Genomic DNA, 16,393 nt, shown 5'->3' with positions numbered 1-16,393 from the left:
GGTGACACACATGGGTCAAGCAGGTCAACAAGGTCGTAGCAGCCGTAGTAATAACCTGGTCGTGCCTCAAGCGAATGCAGCGCTGCAGCAGTTGAAATATGAAGCAGCACAAGAGCTTGGAGTAACGATTCCACAAGACGGTTATTATGGTAACTACACTTCCCGCGAAACCGGTTCTTTGGGAGGATACATCACCAAACGTCTGGTACAACTGGCAGAGCAACAACTGTCCGGTCGTTCGTAGTCGCCTTATCATTAAGTGATTTATCCGGTAGGGCTAACGCCTGAAACGGAGTAGCTTCTCAGCCCGTCTGCGCTTCTCGTCGAAGCGCAGGCGGGCTTTTAGCTTGTGTAGCTATGTATAATTTCAGCCGTAATTTTGATCAGAATTGTCAGCAGAATTACGGGGATAGCGGATCATCAGGTTGGCCATATTGTAATTGGACTCCAGGATCGCATCTACAACCACCATTCCCTGGCGGACGGCGAACTCATAGCTGATCTCACCATGCGTCCAGCGCCGTTTGTATTTCAGACTCTCCAGCGCCATAAGCCGGAAGGAGGATAACTGGCCTGAGTTCAACCCCTCCTGCTCATCCTTAAATACACCACTTCGTCCAGACAGCGGATTATGGCGGATCCCAAACTTACCGATGACATTATTTCTGATTTGCACAAAAACCGTGCCGGAAGACAGTCCAGACAATTCCTCTTGCAGCTCCTTGAATACCAAATCCATCTGTCTTGCCAGCGATAGCTCTTCTGTCCTGAGCATATTGTACCTCCTAAAAGTTTTGTGAGCATTGCTTCTTGAAGTTCTATTCTTCGTACAAAACTTGCTTCATAAGCTTCCGCTTCGTTTTGTGAGAGCACTGCTTCTTGATTATTCTTCGTACAAACCACCTTCGTATTTCTTTCCTAGCAGGCCTTATATAAGGCTTTAGGCTCATTATAGGGCAGTACTTTACAAGGTACAACATTATTCAACATAATTGGGTTAAAATCCCTATATGTGCGCAATCTTTATTAAAAATCCAATAAATTCCACTATAATCCGATCGCTTTCGACACTATACAGCGCAAAAAAAAGCCCCGATAAAGGGGCTTTTGCGTATTCACACCAGTTCTGAGCGAATTGATTTCCATTCGACAAAAAATTCTTGTCTTAGTTTTGTCATATTCTCGGTCAGATTAGTTTGTCATTGCAAGGAATTCGTTGATATCCGCTACAATCAGATCTACGGCTCCCTGCCAGAAATCCGGCTCCGTAAGGTCTACTCCTAGATGTTTGGAGACCAGATCCTCCAATGTCATTACCCCTGTATCCCGCAGCAAATTATCATACTTGTCAGCGAATGAAGGCCCTTGCTCCAGCGCAAGCCGGTACAATCCCGTGCTGAACATATACCCTACGGTGTAAGGGAAATTGTAGAACGGCACATCCGTAATGTAGAAATGCAGCTTAGAGGCCCAGAAATGCGGGTGATACTCTGACAACACACCACAGAAGGCTTCTTTCTGAGCTTCCTCCATCAGTGCCGACAACTCTTCCGCGTTCACAAGACCTTCCTTGCGTTTTTCGTAAAAGCGGGTTTCGAACAAGAAGCGGGCGTGGATGTTCATAAAAAAGGCAACGCTGTTCTGAATTTTCGCCTCAAGCAGCGCCAGCTTCTCCTCCGGATCAGCAGCTGCCTTCACCTGTGCATCGGATACAATGACTTCTGCGAAGGTAGAGGCGGTCTCTGCTACATTCATCGCGTAATTCTGGTTGAACAGCGGCTGGTCATCCAGCAGGAAAGAGTGGTAGGCGTGTCCAAGCTCATGCGCCAATGTCGACACATTGGAAGGCGTGCCGCTGTATGTCATAAATATGCGGGATTCCTTGCTCTCCGGGAAGGAGACGCAGAATCCGCCGGGACGTTTGGCCGGACGATCTTCGACCTCGATCCAGTTATTGTCGAAGGCATGCTCAGCGAAATCCGCCAGCTTCGGACTAAATTTGCGGAATTGCGTAACAATGTCTTTTGCTGCCTGATCATAAGGAATTTTGCCGGAGGATTTGCCGACAGGCGCTTCTACATCCACCCAGGCCAGTGCGTCCATACCCAGCAGTTTGGCTTTGCGCTGGAGGTAGGAGACAAGCGCCGGTTTGCTCTTGGTAATGACGTCCCACATCACGTCCAATGTTGTGTGTGACATGCGGTTGATGCCAAGCGGCTCCTTCAGCACATCCTCCCAGCCCCGGCCTTTGTACAACTTCAGCCGGAATCCTGCCAGATGATTCAGGGTATCCGCGCAATAATCTGCGGCTCCGCCCCAGGCTTCCTCCCATTTGCGGAACATGGCCTCCCGTACTTTCGGATCTTCATCATCCAGCTTATTGAAGGCCTGTCCGGCAGACAACTGTTTGGTTCCTTCCTCATCCTCATACGGGATTTGAATGGAGCCGACAATCGTTTCGTAATGCTCGCTCCAGCCATGATATCCGTCAACGGCGAGCTCAAGCGCCAGACTTTCCAGCTCCGGGCTCATCTTCTCGCGGGCTAAGTCACGGCTTTCGCTTAGTACGAAAGCAAGCGGAGCAATTTCCGGCCGGGCCATCCACTCCGTCCATACCGCATCCGACGTTTGACGCAGCACATTGTCAAATTGCGAACTGATGCCTTCGAAGCCGGCGCGCAAACCGGTCACTTTGGAGGATAACCGGACAGCTCCCTTGTCCTGCTGATTCTGGGCACCCAGGCAGCCGGCAAATTCCGACGCCTGGATCAGACGTCCGGAGCAGCTCTGCAGCAATTCGATCACAGAATCCAGGGATTTGGTGGATTCGGAATCGGCCGGGGAGACGGAAGCGGTAACCTGCTGCCGCAAGGTCTCAATATCCGCTTCAAGCTGCTTCAAGAATTCTTCAAACTGCGGAGAGGATGAACCGCCCGGAAAAATAGACTCCAGCTCCCATGTCAGTGATAATGGTTGTTTCATGTCTTCCCACCATTCCTTTGCTCTGAATTGGTTTTCTTTGTATTTGGCCTGAAGCCATGGTAAAGTGAATTACGATAACCCCAAGCCTCTGCTTTCGAGGCCAAATAGTCATATTTATTCTAATGGGTACCGCCATATGCTTCTGAGGCAGCTTTGTACGAAATGACTCTAAGCAGCTATGCTCATTAAACTTTTAGGAGGGCATCAACATGAAGCCACTGCAAATTTCACCGAAAACGGCTATAACTTTATCCAAACAGCTCGGCGTTCCCCTGGAACACTTGATGCATATGCCTCAACATATTCTGCTGCAAAAGATCGCTGAATTATCGAAGCAGCAAAGCGCTGAGACCGATGGTAAGGCTGCAGAGACGCCGCCAGCTGAGAAGGAAGAGCAATGATCCCATTCAGCCATACCTGGCCTTATGACATTATTCTTGGAGATCTGTACGTGCAGTACTGCCCGTTCTGCAACTCGGAGAATGTGCTTCTCCCCATGAAACCGAAGGAACTGCAAATCGTGCGCGACGGCAAAAAGAAACTGCTTGTCTTTCCATGCTGCAGCACTAGCCCGACAGTCATCGACAACGATGGGGACTATCTGCTGTTCGACCGCGCGGTCCGCTGACCGCCTATGGTCTCCCATTCCCTCAATCAGGCACACCTGCATAGCGCAAAAGTGAGTTTATCGCTTTTGCGCTTTTGCCGTTCATGGAGCTGCGGAAAAGGATCAGATTCCCGCCAATGCGTCCGGGTCAATGTCTTCTCCACGCATTTGTTCGCGCAGCAGGGCCCACTGCTCGCGCGCAGCCCGGATCATCGCGGCATCGGTGATTCTCTGATCGTTGATCAGACGTGAGAACCATTTCACCGCACTGTGGAACTCCCCGATACGGCGGTTCAGCTCACCGATCAGATACATCAGCCGGGCGTCATTTCCACCCATCCCGTCATTCTCAAACACCTTTACATATTCATCCAGCGAATAACGCAAAAAGCGCTGCTCCTGCGCAGAATCCCCCTGATAGCGGTACATCCAGGCAATATGATGCAGGAGGCTAGCGATAATCCGGTCTTTGTCCTTGATGCTTTGAGCGCAAATCAGTGCAAGCTTGTACGTTTCAAGTGCGAGCTCCCAGCTGCGCTTCTCCCCGAAATCCCGGGTCTTCCAACGGGTCCCCACCTGCTCATTAAAAGCTTTGCGCTGCCAGTCGACCAGCTTGTCGGCAGAGTTCTCCGTAGAGGCAAAGCCGCAGTTCGGACAGACACGCACAACATAATAATCCGGATTTTCCTCCTTGTAATAGGAGCAGAAATCCGCATCCCGGCGTATTGCTCTTTTGAGGCTCGGACGTACCCGTGAGGTTGAGAATTCCTGTTCACAGTTGCAGCACATAACTTTAATCGAGTACAAAGGTATTAATTCTGGCAAATGCCCTCATCCTTTCGCGATCAACTGCTCCTTACTCCTGGGGCATGTTAACAAAATGGTGTGCAGGTCCTGCAAGCCGACTGAGCACAAATGAACGCAGCGGTTCCTGAACACCGGTATCCTCCAGTGCTTCCTTCATACACCCCAACCACTGCTCGGCATGTTCCGGCGTGATTGGAATATGCATATGCCTTGCTCTCATCATCGGATGGCCATGGAGCTCGGAATAGAGCGCCGGTCCGCCGAAAAACTGACTGAGGAATTGATATTGCTTCTCCAGGACAGGAGTAATATCAGCAGGGAATAACGGGCTCAGCTGCGGATGAAGCTGCACTTTTGCATAGAATACTTCAACCAGACGGTGAAGCCCCTCTGCGCCCCCCAGATTGTCGAATAAGCTGTCATTTGGATTCATTGGAGGTTACCAGCTTTCTTTCATTTTAATTGAAGCGTCTGTTTTATTATACCAAAAAAAGCATTGCACCGTTAAACAATGACTTTAGGCTTATGTCATCCTGTAGAACGCAAAAAAAAGACGCTAAACCCGGTGTTTAGCGTCACATCATATTTAATAGGTCCGAAATTCCTCATCACCAGGAGGGACGAGAGAGATCCGGATAACATATACAAAAGCACAAACGAGAACTCCGGCAACTACGCTCATCACCATCACTCCATCCCTAATTATTACTCTAAAAAAGGTGTGCATTGATTAATTTAATAATATCATAATTCAAGCAAAAATGCATCGCGTCTTGTAAACGCTTTCTGCATTTTTTTTGTGATGTTTGTCCTTCTTTTGGCATACATCTAACCATAGAACTTGGAGGCGTTGACTATGATCTTGAAGAAGATTTCCGGCCCCCTGCTAGGCCTCATCTTTGCCGGCTGCATCCTGCTGATGCTGGCTCATCCGGCAAGCGCTCTGGCTGCAGCGCTGCGCGGGCTGGCCATCTGGTGGGACGTGCTGTTCCCCTCGTTGTTTCCGTTCTTTGTCATTTCCGAAATCATGCTCGGCCTCGGCATAGTTCATCTCTTCGGTGCGCTGCTGGACCCTTTGATGCGGCCGCTGTTCAATATTCCCGGCAGCGGCGGATTTGTGGCGGCCATGGGATATGTATCAGGATATCCAGTTGGTGCCAAATTAACCGCAAAGCTGCGGGAACAGGGCCTGGTCAACCGGGTGGAAGGGGAGCGCCTCGTTGCGTTCACCACCTCCTCCGATCCTATTTTTCTGCTGGGTGCCGTATCGGTCGGTTTTTTTCATGATGCTTCTTTAGGACTAGTCCTGGCGCTTGCCCATTACGGAGGGGGCTTGATCGTAGGGCTGCTGATGTCCTTCCATGGACGGAAAGAACATACCTTATCCGCTAAAATTCAGTCTCCCCCTAGTGGACAAAACTCCGGGCGGCTGCGCATGGCATTGAGCTCCATGGCCGAAGCCCGGCGCAGGGACGGGCGGAGCTTCGGCGAGCTGCTTATGGGTGCTGTGCAATCCTCGCTGCTGCTTATTATTGTCGTAGGAGGGCTGGTTGTATTCTTCACCGTGCTGATGGAGCTGCTGGCCCGTGCCGGAATCATGTCGACACTGTTCGGACTGACAGACCGTATCCTCTCTCTGGCAGGGTTCCCCCCTGAATTATCGGCGGCACTGGTCAGCGGCCTGTTCGAGGTTACACTCGGCGCCCGTTCAGCCGGTGAGGCGACGGCTTCAATTCCGCTGCACTTCAAAGCAGCTGCTGCTGCTTTTATTCTCTCCTGGGGCGGATTATCCGTACATGCCCAGGTCGCAAGCATCCTGAATGGCACAGGACTGCGTTATCTCCCCTTCATGCTTGCCAGACTGGTTCACGCCTTTCTGTCAGCAGGCTTGCTGCTGCTGCTCTGGAAGCCCGTCATAAGCTCCGGGTTGTCAGAGCATTGGAATTCATTGCCTGCCGCTTCCGGACTTGCTTCTCCCGCCTCTGCTTTCGTCTCCAGTCTAAGCCTGCTTGGCCTGCTGCTGGGTGGGGCTTTGCTGCTGTCGCTGCTTATAATGCTATCCGGCATAGCAGCGCGCACATGGCGGCGGCATTAATCCTGAAAGGATACTGAACAATATACGCAAGGAGGGCAGTCTTTTCATCGCACTAATATTGTGTTCCGGGTCAAGATTGATTATGATCGGTGTATGACTGAATCATACAAAGGAGCCTGTACATCTTGAGATATTATGTTCTGGACCGCGGAGACGAATTGTCCATTAAACTTGCGGAGCAATTTCACAAGCTGGCGGCGGAGCGAAACCTGGAGCTGGATGCCGAATCTCCTGAAATCGTCATTTCTATTGGCGGTGACGGAACTATGCTGCACGCTTTTCATACTTTTATCGATCAGATTCCCAATTTGGCTTTTGTAGGTGTGCATACCGGACATTTGGGCTTCTATGCGGATTGGCAAGCGGAAGAGCTTCCGACACTGATCGACTATATGTGCGGAGTGGGTGATTCCATGCCTCATAAACCGCGTATCGTGCAGTATCCGCTGCTAGAACTGGAAATTCATAAAAAATCAGGTTCCACCTCGCATATTGCCCTGAATGAGTTCACCCTTAAAGGTGTTGACGGAACTGTGGTCATCCAGATTGACATTAATGACGTTACCTTCGAGATGTTCCGCGGCGACGGCTTATGCCTCTCTACGCCATCAGGCAGCACCGCCTACAACAAAAGTCTTGGAGGCGCTATGGTGCATCCGTCGATTGAAGCGCTGCAAATTGCCGAAATTGCATCGATCAACAATCGTGTGTTCCGTACGATGGGTTCACCGTTGCTGCTGCCCAAACATCATCACTGCGACATCTTTTCCCGCAAAGACCAGCGCCTGCTGCTGACGATTGACCATAACAATATTCCAGTGGATGACCTGGTCTCCGTCCGTTGCCAGGTATCCGACAAAAAAATCAGCTTTGCCAGATACCGCCCGTTTCCTTTCTGGAACCGTGTCCGTGAAGCCTTTCTGGTCTAGGGAGCTGGTCCTAATTTCAGAGGTGGGAAAGCCGGGAATGCAACGACATTCCCGGCTCTTTTATGCTTGGGGGCGTTTAACAAACTCTTCTATTACAGCTAACACAAGTTGATAGACAGGGAGAATTTCCATTGGTATAATGAACCTATTTTACATAGTTATGTTTATTTTAAAGGAGAGAACAACCGTTGAAAAAATTAATATCTTTATTAGGCACCAGCCTGTTGGCACTTGTGCTGGCACTCCCCGCTTTTGCCGCAGAACAACCGATTAAGGTCTATATTAACGGCAGCAATGTTTCATTCACTGCGGGTAATCCTTACCTTAAGAATAATACTGTACTCGTTCCTTTCCGTGTCATATTCGAAAAGCTTGGACTTCAGGTGCTCTATAATGCCCAAACGGGAACCATCACCGGCACCAGCTCCTCGCTTAAGCTCAGCCTCAAAATCGGCAGCAACCGGGCTACCTTGAACGGAACCGTCAAAAAAATGAGTACAGCTCCCCTCTCCATTGGCGGCACTACTTATATCCCTTTGCGTTTCATTGCTGAAGCTACCGGCGGCACAGCCGTCTGGGACTCTGGCAGCAGAAGCGTCAAGATCAAAGCCGCTGTGTCCACTGTCACCGACGAGAAGGATATTACGGCCTTAATTCATTTGGCCAACCAATATTATAATACTGAACAAGCCAGTCGCTTTTATTCGCTTGTGGATGCAGGTGAGGACATTACGGGAATGGTAGCCGATATGGATTCATCCTTTGAGCTGTATGATGTCAAGAATACAATAGAAAGCCTCAAGGTGCTGCAAATCCAGGGAAATGAAGCGACTGCCGTCACGGTTGAGAAAGCTGTTCGAACCGGCGGCCTTTATATTCCTGACGAGAACATTGAATATTTGTATGAGCTCATCCGTAAGGACGGGAAATGGAAGATCGCCTCGATGGAGGTGCAGGACAGAACGGTGCTCCTGACCCGTGAACAGGGAATGACAGCGGCAGTGCTGCCGCAAGCTACAGCAGCAACCATCAAAGATAACCTCAGCAAGTATTATCAATATATGAGTGCTGAGAATACGGATGCTATCTCCGCCCTGATGACCTCATACGGGGAGGAGTACGATGCGGCAACAAAGTCGGATATGCAGGATTATTTTGATACCTATGATCACCGCTATAGCCTGGATAACTCGAATGTCTTCTATTATTCTCCCGGAGAAGCCGCTGTGTATGCGGAAACCACCATTAAGGATGCCGATAGCGGGGAGAGCTACAAGCAGTCGCTCATCTTCCTCTTTGTGAAGTCAGAAGACGGTGCGTGGACGGTTGACGAAACCTATAACCTTAGCTTTGATGGAGATCAATCATAATCCTAAGACAGCTGTAATGCATCATCAAATATAATAAAAAAGGGCGTATGCACTTATGAAATCCGGTAAAATCATGTCGGCCGTTCTTAGCGGCTGTCTTGCGTTCTCCCTCCTCTTAGCACCTGCTGCTTCAGCGGCAGAGAGCGCACAGACCGATTCAAACACGGAAATTATTAACGAAATTATGGACTATATTGAATCCTACAACGTGGAAGGGGTAGACAAGGACACCCTGATCCGTGGTGCAATTGACGGAATGATCTATACGCTCAATGATCCATACAGCATGTACCTCAACAGTGACGAAGCCGCTGAGTTTCAACATCAGCTTGAGCTTGAATATGTCGGTATCGGTTTTTCGCTGGCGAGAAATGGGACTGAGGTGTACATTGAAGAAATCACCCCCCGTTCTCCAGCCGAACAAGCGGGCCTGAAACGCGGTGACGTTCTTCTGAAGATCAACGGTACGGCCATCGCTGATCTTGAGGCCGATCCCTTTAGCGCAGCGCCGGGCAGCAAGCTGACCCTAACGGTCAACCGAAACGGAGCGGCCAAATCCGTTAACGTAACCCTGAAAAGTATGGTAACAACCTCTGTCACCGGCAAAATTGTCGGCCAGAAAATCGCTTACATCGCATTAAGCGGCTTCACGCAAAATGCCGACAAGGAATTCTCCGCTATGCTGGATAAGATGCGGGCAGCTGGGATGAAATCGCTCGTGTTGGATCTGCGCAATAACGGAGGCGGCTATATCGATGTTGCCAAGAACATTACCTCCAAGTTTATGGAGTCGGGCATTATGATGTACACCTCCGACAAAAGTGGCGCACTGACTCCGGAAATTATAAAAGGTGGCAGTAAAATCGGCGTGCCTGTCGTCGTCCTGACGAATGAAAACTCCGCCAGTGCCTCCGAAGCACTGACCGGCGCTCTGCGTGATAATAAGATCGCGACTATCGTTGGTACCCGCACATACGGCAAAGCCAGAATTCAAAACCTTGTGCCCATATCCAACGGCGGGGAACTGAAGCTGACGACTTTAAAGTACCTGACCCCGAACAAGGAGGACTTTAACCAGATCGGCCTGAAGCCGGATATTGAAGTCCAAAGCAAAACCGCACAGCTGATTACCGCCCTGCAAATTGCCGGAATGACCAACATCACGGCGTCCGGAGATAGCCATATTCTGAACATCAATGGAAGTCCTTTTGCCGGAAATGTCGGTCTCTTGAAGCAAGGAGACAAGGTTTATGCTTCAGCACGCGTGCTGGCAACCCTTGTCGAGAGCGAGGTTGCTTGGGACGCCAAGAACAAGAAAGTGCTCGTCACGAACGGAGCCGGCAGCATCTCCAGCTTCGCCTTAGCCTCCAAAGAAGCCCTGTCCCAGAATGATGAGACCTACGTTGAACTCAATGCGTTCAAAAAGAAATTCCCTGCGCTAACCTGGAGCTACGACGCCGCACTCAAACAATTGAAATTATCCGTTAAATAGCGGATTATATCGCTCTGCAGAAACAAAAGAATGCCCCGCCAGCCATGTATGTATGGCTGCGGGGCATTCTTGTTTTATACCAATCCCAGAACAGACGACAGTTGCCGCCCTTGCTTAGTTCGAAGAATTCTGGGGCGGGTTCTGCGGATTCTGCTGGTTTTGCGGGCTTTGCTGGTTCTGCTGCTGCCTGCCCTGAAACTCTTTATTGCCTTTTTTGTCTTTATTCCGGTGGTTCCGGCTTTGATGTTCCCGCACAGGTCTATCCTTAGACGAATGATCCCTGCCGTTTCCGCCAGTACCCTTGTCCCGGGCCGGGTTAGAGTAAGAAGATTTCGATTCCCGCTGCTCTTTAATTACAGCATCCGGTTCAGCAGGCTCTTGTTCAAGGTCTTCCTCCAGCGCCGGCTCCGGTATTTCTTTAATCAAGATATCCTTGAATGTGCCTTCCTTCGGCTGCTCTTTCAATTTATGCAGAACAAAATAGGCACAGCCGAAATTGCAGTATTCATTAATGTAATCCACCATGCCTGAAATAGCCGTATCCCGGTTCACCTTCGGATGGTTGTCCCGGTAAAAGCCTTTTAGACGTAATTGGCTGTACCCCCAGTCACCGATAATATAATCGTAACGGTCCAGCACCTCGCTGTATCTCCCGCGAAACGCCTCCGGATTCCAGCCGTCCTTATGATCCAACATGAGCTCGTAGCCTTTTCCACCTATAACGATCAAGCGTGTGTCGCCTGCCTTTCTTTTGCATAATGGGAGCGGGAGCGGGGGCGTTGATAAGCCGCCGTTCCGCGGAATTTCGAATTTCCGGCCGCTGTTGTTGTCCGATTTCTTCATTTAAACCACCATGCGGTTGAAATCGGACAACAAAGGCGAACGCTGGCGCTCCTCCAATTTCGAAATTCCGCTCCACGGCTCCATCAACGCGTGATGGGGTGGACCTACAACAATAACCCAAGGGCCTCTGATCGCCTACGGCTCACAATCGGCCCTTTTCCCTCTAAAACCTAAAACCTTAAACCTTAAAGACTAAAGACTAAAGACTAAAGACTAAAGACTAAAGACTAAAGACTAAAGACTAAAGACTAAAGACTAAAGACTAAAGACTAAAGACTAAAGATAAACCCTGTGACTCCGTCACGAAGGCAATTTTGTTCCCCAAAATTTTATTTTTACTGTGAAACTGAGCGCTCTTCACGGGCTTTCGCAGCGGACTTGACCTGCTCATGCGCACGATAAGAGCTGCGGACGAGCGGGCCCGCTTCCACATGACTGAAGCCCCGGTTCAGTCCTTCTTCCTTCAGCAAAGCAAATTGCTCCGGCGGATAATATTTCTCCACATTTAAATGCTTAGGGGAAGGCTGCAGGTATTGCCCTAATGTCAATATATCACAATCTGCCGCCCGCAGATCATCCATCGCCTGAAGTATTTCGTCCCATTCCTCTCCAACGCCTAGCATGATGCTGGATTTGGTAGGAATATCTGGTTTGATCTCCTTCGCCCGGCGCAGCAGCTCCAGAGAGCGGCGGTACTTGGCTCTGGCCCGCACACGGTCCGACATCCGCTCTACCGTCTCTATATTATGGTTCAGGATGTCCGGGCGGCTGTTCATTACAATTTCCAGGCTGTCCCGGTCTCCGAGAAAATCCGGGATTAGAACTTCCACACTGCATAGCGGAAGACGTCTTCGAATAGCAGCAACAGTCTCGGCAAAAATCGCCGCACCGCCATCCTTCAAGTCATCGCGGGCCACGCTTGTCACCACACAATGGTTAAGCTTCATGCCTTCTGCAGCTTCAGCAACACGCTCCGGTTCCAGCAGGTCCAGCTCCGTGGGCAGACCTGTATTCACGGCGCAAAAACGGCAGGCCCGTGTACAAATGTCTCCCAGGATCATAAATGTAGCCGTACGGTTCGCCCAGCATTCATAAATATTGGGACAACGTGCTTCCTCACATACGGTATGTAAAGTTTTGGAACGCATCATGCCTTTAATATCCTGATAATTATCACCGGTCGTTAACTTGATTTTAATCCAGTCCGGCTTGGGTTGTTTGGCTGTTCTATTAGTCAAAGTGGTGAACCCCGCTTTCGCCTGAATATAAGTTCCATGGTTAAAAAGTTGCTGCCTCATATTATATCATGTGCCATTAGCAATTGCCTGTTTTTGTGAAATTCAACTTGCAAACTTGATTGCCCTGTACTTCAGATAGACATCAGCTCTTTCTGCAAGGTATTTGTTCATACTTGGTAGCTTTAGACAAGTACGGATAAAAACATCCCTTTTGCTTCAAATTAAAAGAAAAAGAAGTGTATCTGTCAATACCTGTCCGGGTGTTTTGTACAATTCCACGGCGGAACTTAGGAGGTTGTTATCATGCTGGCCCCATTCAGAAAATATATAAAAGTGATCACCGTATCCTGCTTGTCGACTGCCCTATTGCTGTCGGGCGGCGGGGAAGCAGCTGTTGCTGCTGCCACCCGGGGGCATAACCTCCCGACCGTCAAATCCAGCGGCGTTCCTGCCAGCAGCAAGGTGAATGTTGAGGCTGCACGCAAGGAGCTTTATGAGCAAATGAGTGCTGCTACCGGCATTCCCTGGTTCAGATTCGCTGCAATTGACCAGTATGAACGGACGATCGCTAAGAAGAAGGGAAGCACAGAAGTATCCGCTTCTTCCCGTCTTACCAGCATCGCCATTCCTGCACCGGTATGGTCCGGTCCGCTGAATCCGGATCAGGCCGATCAGTCCCCTGATTCCATCAGCTTCTTCGGCGGTTTCGGGCAGGACGGCTCCGGGGACGATCTTGCCGATCCCACAAATGATGCCGATGTGCTTTACAGCATGGCACGCCACCTGCTGAATTATGGGAACTCAGTGAATGACTTCAATATTGGAATTTGGGAGTATTATCATAATGGCCGCGCGGCCCAGCGGGTGGCGCAATTCTCTAAGCTGTATGAGCATTTCGGACGGATCGACCTGTCAGGCAGCGCTTTTCCGCTGCCTGTCGGAACGATGTATGCCTACCGCAGTACCTGGGGCACCGGCAGAAGCTGGGGAGGTGCGCGCATTCACGAGGGTACGGATCTGTTCACCCCGCACGGTATGACTGTGCGCAGCACCTGCTTTGGAGTAGTGGAGACCAAGGGGTGGAACCGCTTTGGCGGCTGGAGAATAGGCATTCGCGATATCGAGAACCGATACCATTATTACGCCCATTTGGCCGGGTATGAGAAATCCATCTCCCGCGGAGATATCGTCACACCCGGGCAGACCCTTGGCTGGGTCGGCAGCTCGGGGTACGGCAAACCCGGAACTCAGGGCAAATTCCCTCCCCATCTGCATTACGGCATCTACCGCGACCGGGGAATTACAGAGTGGGCCTTCGATCCTTATCCTTTGCTCAAGCAATGGGAGAATCAGGAGTATCGGACACTTAGGAAAAATAAGAAAAACAAATCATGAACCTGAACCCGGCCGTATGATTTCATCCGCACCGTTCGGCTAGTTCAACATCAGGCAGCCGAACGGTTCAATCTCCACAAAAATCTGTTTGGCATTCCGGATGGTCCTTCCACTCAACAAGTCGGTCAGTTCATTTGGGTCAGGGCGGAAACTGCTCAGCTCTAGCTGATAATGATTTGGGGAGTTGTTGAGAATCAGCCCTATTGGGTCCTGATCACCCCGCCGCACAAAGCCGAGGACATTACGCGCCTCATCGGTGAACCAGGGGCGGAATGCGCCTTTTTGCAGGACGTTATGTGCTTTCCGCAGGGCAATTAGCTCCTTGTACCAATTGCGCAGTTCCTCATTCTGCTCCTGCCTGTGCCAAAGCATCGGCTTTCTGCAGTGCGGATCGGTGGCCCCTTCCATTCCGACTTCATCTCCGTAATAAATCATTGGCAGGCCAATATAGGTCATCTGAAAAAATATAGCCAGCTTCATCCGCTGGAGGGCCGTACCCGCCCGGTTCCAGCCGCGGCCGCCTTCCTTGCATGCTGTCAGAAACCGCTGGGTATCATGGCTGCCAAGCAGCTGGAACATTGCCGAGTTAGCCTGATCATTGCAGAGTGCTTCGATATGGAGCAGCTGCTCCATGAACCGCTGCGGGCCCGTGGATTGTTCCGCAAAAAATTCCAGCACCGCATCACGCAGCACATAATTCATCCCGCCATCAAACTGGTCACCCCTTAACCATGGACCGGACGCATGCATGATTTCCCCAATCAGCAGCAGTTCGGGAAATTCATCCTTCAGTTCGCGGCGGAACCGCGACCAGAACAGCGGATGGACCTCATTGGCCACATCCAGACGCCAGCCGTCAATTCCCGCTTCACGAATCCAATGCTTGGCCACAGCAAGCATATAATCAGCAACTTCAGGATGATTCATATTCAGCTTGGGCATTTCGGCTTCGGCCTTTGCGAAGGTCTCATAGGTTGGAACCGGAGACTGCTCAACCGGATAGGAATGGATAAAGAACCAATCCTTATACCGCGAATTCTCCCCATGTTCAAGCACATCTCTGAAAGCAAAAAAAGTATCGCCGGAATGGTTGAATACAGCATCCAGCAGCACCTTGATCCCGTGGCGGTGTGCCTCAGCGACGAGTTCCTTAAGATCCTCTGCTGTACCAAAATCAGGATCAATCTTGTAATAATCTGATGTATTATATTTATGCTCTGAAGGAGATTCAAAGATAGGTGTCATGTAGACGGCGGTCACGCCGAGTTCCTGCAGATAGGGTATTTTTTCTGTAATTCCCTGCAGTGTTCCACGGTTATAGCTGCTGGGATATATCTGATAGACAATGGCTCCGCTCGTCCATGAAGGCAGCTCCAGCGCCTGGTCGGCATGCAGATAAGCGTATTGAAAAGACCCGGCACGTTCGCGGTTTTGGGACTCTCCCCGTTCCCCGTACCATGTATAATCACCCGCAGGATTTTTTACATAGAACAAATATCTGCATTTGCCGGTTTCCGTCCGGATTACCGCCTCATGAATCTCATAGGCGCCGGCTGAACCGATTTTCTCCATAGACTGCGGCTGTTCACTGCCCGGGGAATCATAGCGGTCGGAGTGAACCACAGTACAGCTTAACTGCTGTCCGGCAGGCACAAACAGCCGCAATTTCAGGGCTCCCGGTCCAGCGGGAAAGGCAAAAGGATCTTCTGACGTATGGTACAAAAACCAGTGGTTTGACATATTTTTTAATCTCCTTTTTATTATCAGTCCCGGAATTTTCCGGACAAACTCAACCCGTTAGGGAAACCGGTTTCCTTCATAAAAATTACCATGCGCTGTATACGTTGTCAATGCAAATCAACTCTATAAATAAGAAAGAGCCTGCTTCACACTCATCGGTGAAAGAGGCTCTGCAAGCGGCGCTTGATATATTATTTTCACACACTATTCAGGAAGCCCCTGAGCGCTCGATAAACTGGAGTACTTCGTTCATGATCCGCTCACTGTCATCGCAATGGCAAACCATATGACCGCTGTTCTCCACCATCAGCACCTGTTTGCGGCCGGAAGGAATGGTCTGCTGCAGGTAACCGGCGCTTTTGGTCTTCACCAGATGATCTCTTCTGCCCTGCACGATCAAGGTCGGAATCTCGATGCGCGGATAGACCTCAAAGCTTTCGCGGACCAGCCGCTGAAACTCCCGGGTGGCCTTCGCCGGCGTCGAGCCGAATTTGCTGAAATAATTCCTGAGCATGGCTGGGCTGCCCAACGTTCTGAGAATCTCAAGCACGTTCAGCGGAAACACAGGCGCCGACAGCAGCGTAAGCGACTTAATCCGGGCTTGGTATTGTACCGAAAGATGGGAAGCGATCAACGCTCCGGTAGAAAAACCAATAAGATGAACGCTCTCCGTCTGGTTCAGCAAACTCTTTAATTCATCTTCGGCACTTTGCCGCCAATCATGCCTGTCCGAGTGAAGCAGATCTTTTCTGCTGCCGCCGTGCCCTTTAAGCGTGAAGGTCCTGGAATGGTAATTATGCTGCTCCATAAACCGTGACAACGGAGAGATTTCGTGTTCTCCCCCGGTGAAGCCATGAATAAACAAACAGCTATCCATAACCATTCCTCTTTTCGT

General features: G+C 50.3%; 16 protein-coding genes. 8 read left to right on the top strand and 8 right to left on the bottom strand.

The window, feature by feature from the left end:
- Positions 1-10: 10 nt before the first annotated feature.
- The gene (locus NYE29_RS15620) at positions 11-244 is read left to right on the top strand and encodes an alpha/beta-type small acid-soluble spore protein (RefSeq protein ID WP_038596187.1); all 234 of its coding nucleotides are present in this window, start codon (positions 11-13) and stop codon (positions 242-244) included.
- Between the two features lie 123 nt (positions 245-367).
- On the opposite strand, the gene NYE29_RS15615 is transcribed toward NYE29_RS15620, so the two are convergent.
- Together NYE29_RS15615 and NYE29_RS15610 are read right to left on the bottom strand one after the other, a co-directional pair.
- On the bottom strand, positions 368-775 hold the full coding sequence (locus NYE29_RS15615) for an O-methyltransferase (RefSeq protein ID WP_340896688.1): 408 nt from the start codon (positions 773-775) through the stop codon (positions 368-370).
- A gap of 416 nt (positions 776-1,191) precedes the next feature.
- Complete coding sequence (locus NYE29_RS15610) at positions 1,192-2,982, bottom strand: M3 family oligoendopeptidase (RefSeq protein ID WP_340896687.1); 1,791 nt, start codon at positions 2,980-2,982, stop codon at positions 1,192-1,194.
- A 209-nt stretch (positions 2,983-3,191) separates the two neighbouring features.
- Here NYE29_RS15610 and NYE29_RS15605 point away from each other — a divergent pair, with 209 nt between their 5' ends.
- The gene (locus tag NYE29_RS15605; protein WP_340896686.1) at positions 3,192-3,383 is read left to right on the top strand and encodes a YycC family protein; all 192 of its coding nucleotides are present in this window, start codon (positions 3,192-3,194) and stop codon (positions 3,381-3,383) included.
- A complete protein-coding gene (locus NYE29_RS15600) occupies positions 3,380-3,610 on the top strand; it encodes a hypothetical protein (protein WP_038596195.1) in 231 nt (76 codons plus the stop codon). The genes NYE29_RS15605 and NYE29_RS15600 overlap by 4 nt, the downstream gene beginning before the upstream one ends.
- A gap of 102 nt (positions 3,611-3,712) precedes the next feature.
- Here the strand turns inward: NYE29_RS15600 and NYE29_RS15595 are convergent, their stop codons facing one another.
- Positions 3,713-4,414 (bottom strand): DUF2225 domain-containing protein, encoded by a 702-nt coding sequence (locus NYE29_RS15595; RefSeq protein ID WP_340896685.1) that lies wholly within the window; start codon positions 4,412-4,414, stop codon positions 3,713-3,715.
- A 31-nt stretch (positions 4,415-4,445) separates the two neighbouring features.
- On the bottom strand, positions 4,446-4,829 hold the full coding sequence (locus tag NYE29_RS15590; RefSeq protein ID WP_340896684.1) for a globin domain-containing protein: 384 nt from the start codon (positions 4,827-4,829) through the stop codon (positions 4,446-4,448).
- 423 nt (positions 4,830-5,252) lie between these two features.
- Here NYE29_RS15590 and ylbJ point away from each other — a divergent pair, with 423 nt between their 5' ends.
- The 4 genes from ylbJ (at position 5,253) to NYE29_RS15570 (ending at position 10,282) form a co-directional block, all read left to right on the top strand.
- The gene (gene ylbJ, locus NYE29_RS15585; protein ID WP_340896683.1) at positions 5,253-6,491 is read left to right on the top strand and encodes a sporulation integral membrane protein YlbJ; all 1,239 of its coding nucleotides are present in this window, start codon (positions 5,253-5,255) and stop codon (positions 6,489-6,491) included.
- 125 nt (positions 6,492-6,616) lie between these two features.
- Positions 6,617-7,420 carry an NAD kinase gene (locus NYE29_RS15580; RefSeq protein WP_340896682.1) on the top strand — a complete coding sequence of 268 codons (804 nt, stop codon included), beginning with the start codon at positions 6,617-6,619 and terminating at the stop codon, positions 7,418-7,420.
- Between the two features lie 188 nt (positions 7,421-7,608).
- Positions 7,609-8,790, top strand: a complete 1,182-nt coding sequence (locus NYE29_RS15575) for a stalk domain-containing protein (protein WP_340896681.1) — start codon at positions 7,609-7,611, stop codon at positions 8,788-8,790.
- A gap of 55 nt (positions 8,791-8,845) precedes the next feature.
- Positions 8,846-10,282, top strand: a complete 1,437-nt coding sequence (locus NYE29_RS15570; protein WP_340896679.1) for a S41 family peptidase — start codon at positions 8,846-8,848, stop codon at positions 10,280-10,282.
- 114 nt (positions 10,283-10,396) lie between these two features.
- On the opposite strand, the gene NYE29_RS15565 is transcribed toward NYE29_RS15570, so the two are convergent.
- Both NYE29_RS15565 and lipA read right to left on the bottom strand, forming a co-directional pair.
- Positions 10,397-11,125, bottom strand: a complete 729-nt coding sequence (locus NYE29_RS15565; RefSeq protein ID WP_340896678.1) for a YutD family protein — start codon at positions 11,123-11,125, stop codon at positions 10,397-10,399.
- A gap of 335 nt (positions 11,126-11,460) precedes the next feature.
- Positions 11,461-12,363, bottom strand: a complete 903-nt coding sequence (gene lipA, locus NYE29_RS15560) for a lipoyl synthase (RefSeq protein ID WP_076112533.1) — start codon at positions 12,361-12,363, stop codon at positions 11,461-11,463.
- A gap of 303 nt (positions 12,364-12,666) precedes the next feature.
- On the opposite strand from lipA, the gene NYE29_RS15555 reads away from it, so the two are divergent.
- Positions 12,667-13,758: a M23 family metallopeptidase gene (locus NYE29_RS15555; RefSeq protein WP_340896677.1), complete on the top strand. Its 1,092-nt coding sequence runs from the start codon at positions 12,667-12,669 to the stop codon at positions 13,756-13,758.
- A gap of 39 nt (positions 13,759-13,797) precedes the next feature.
- Here NYE29_RS15555 and NYE29_RS15550 read toward each other — a convergent pair whose 3' ends face one another.
- On the bottom strand, positions 13,798-15,498 hold the full coding sequence (locus NYE29_RS15550; protein WP_340896675.1) for an alpha amylase N-terminal ig-like domain-containing protein: 1,701 nt from the start codon (positions 15,496-15,498) through the stop codon (positions 13,798-13,800).
- 208 nt (positions 15,499-15,706) lie between these two features.
- The gene (locus tag NYE29_RS15545; protein WP_340896673.1) at positions 15,707-16,375 is read right to left on the bottom strand and encodes an alpha/beta hydrolase; all 669 of its coding nucleotides are present in this window, start codon (positions 16,373-16,375) and stop codon (positions 15,707-15,709) included.
- Positions 16,376-16,393: the final 18 nt, after the last annotated feature.

Source organism: Paenibacillus sp. FSL M7-1046 (genome assembly GCF_038007405.1).
Taxonomy (GTDB): domain Bacteria; phylum Bacillota; class Bacilli; order Paenibacillales; family Paenibacillaceae; genus Paenibacillus_AQ.
The sequence above is the reverse complement of the archived record's forward strand: the minus strand, read 5'-3'. Positions and strand labels throughout refer to the sequence as shown.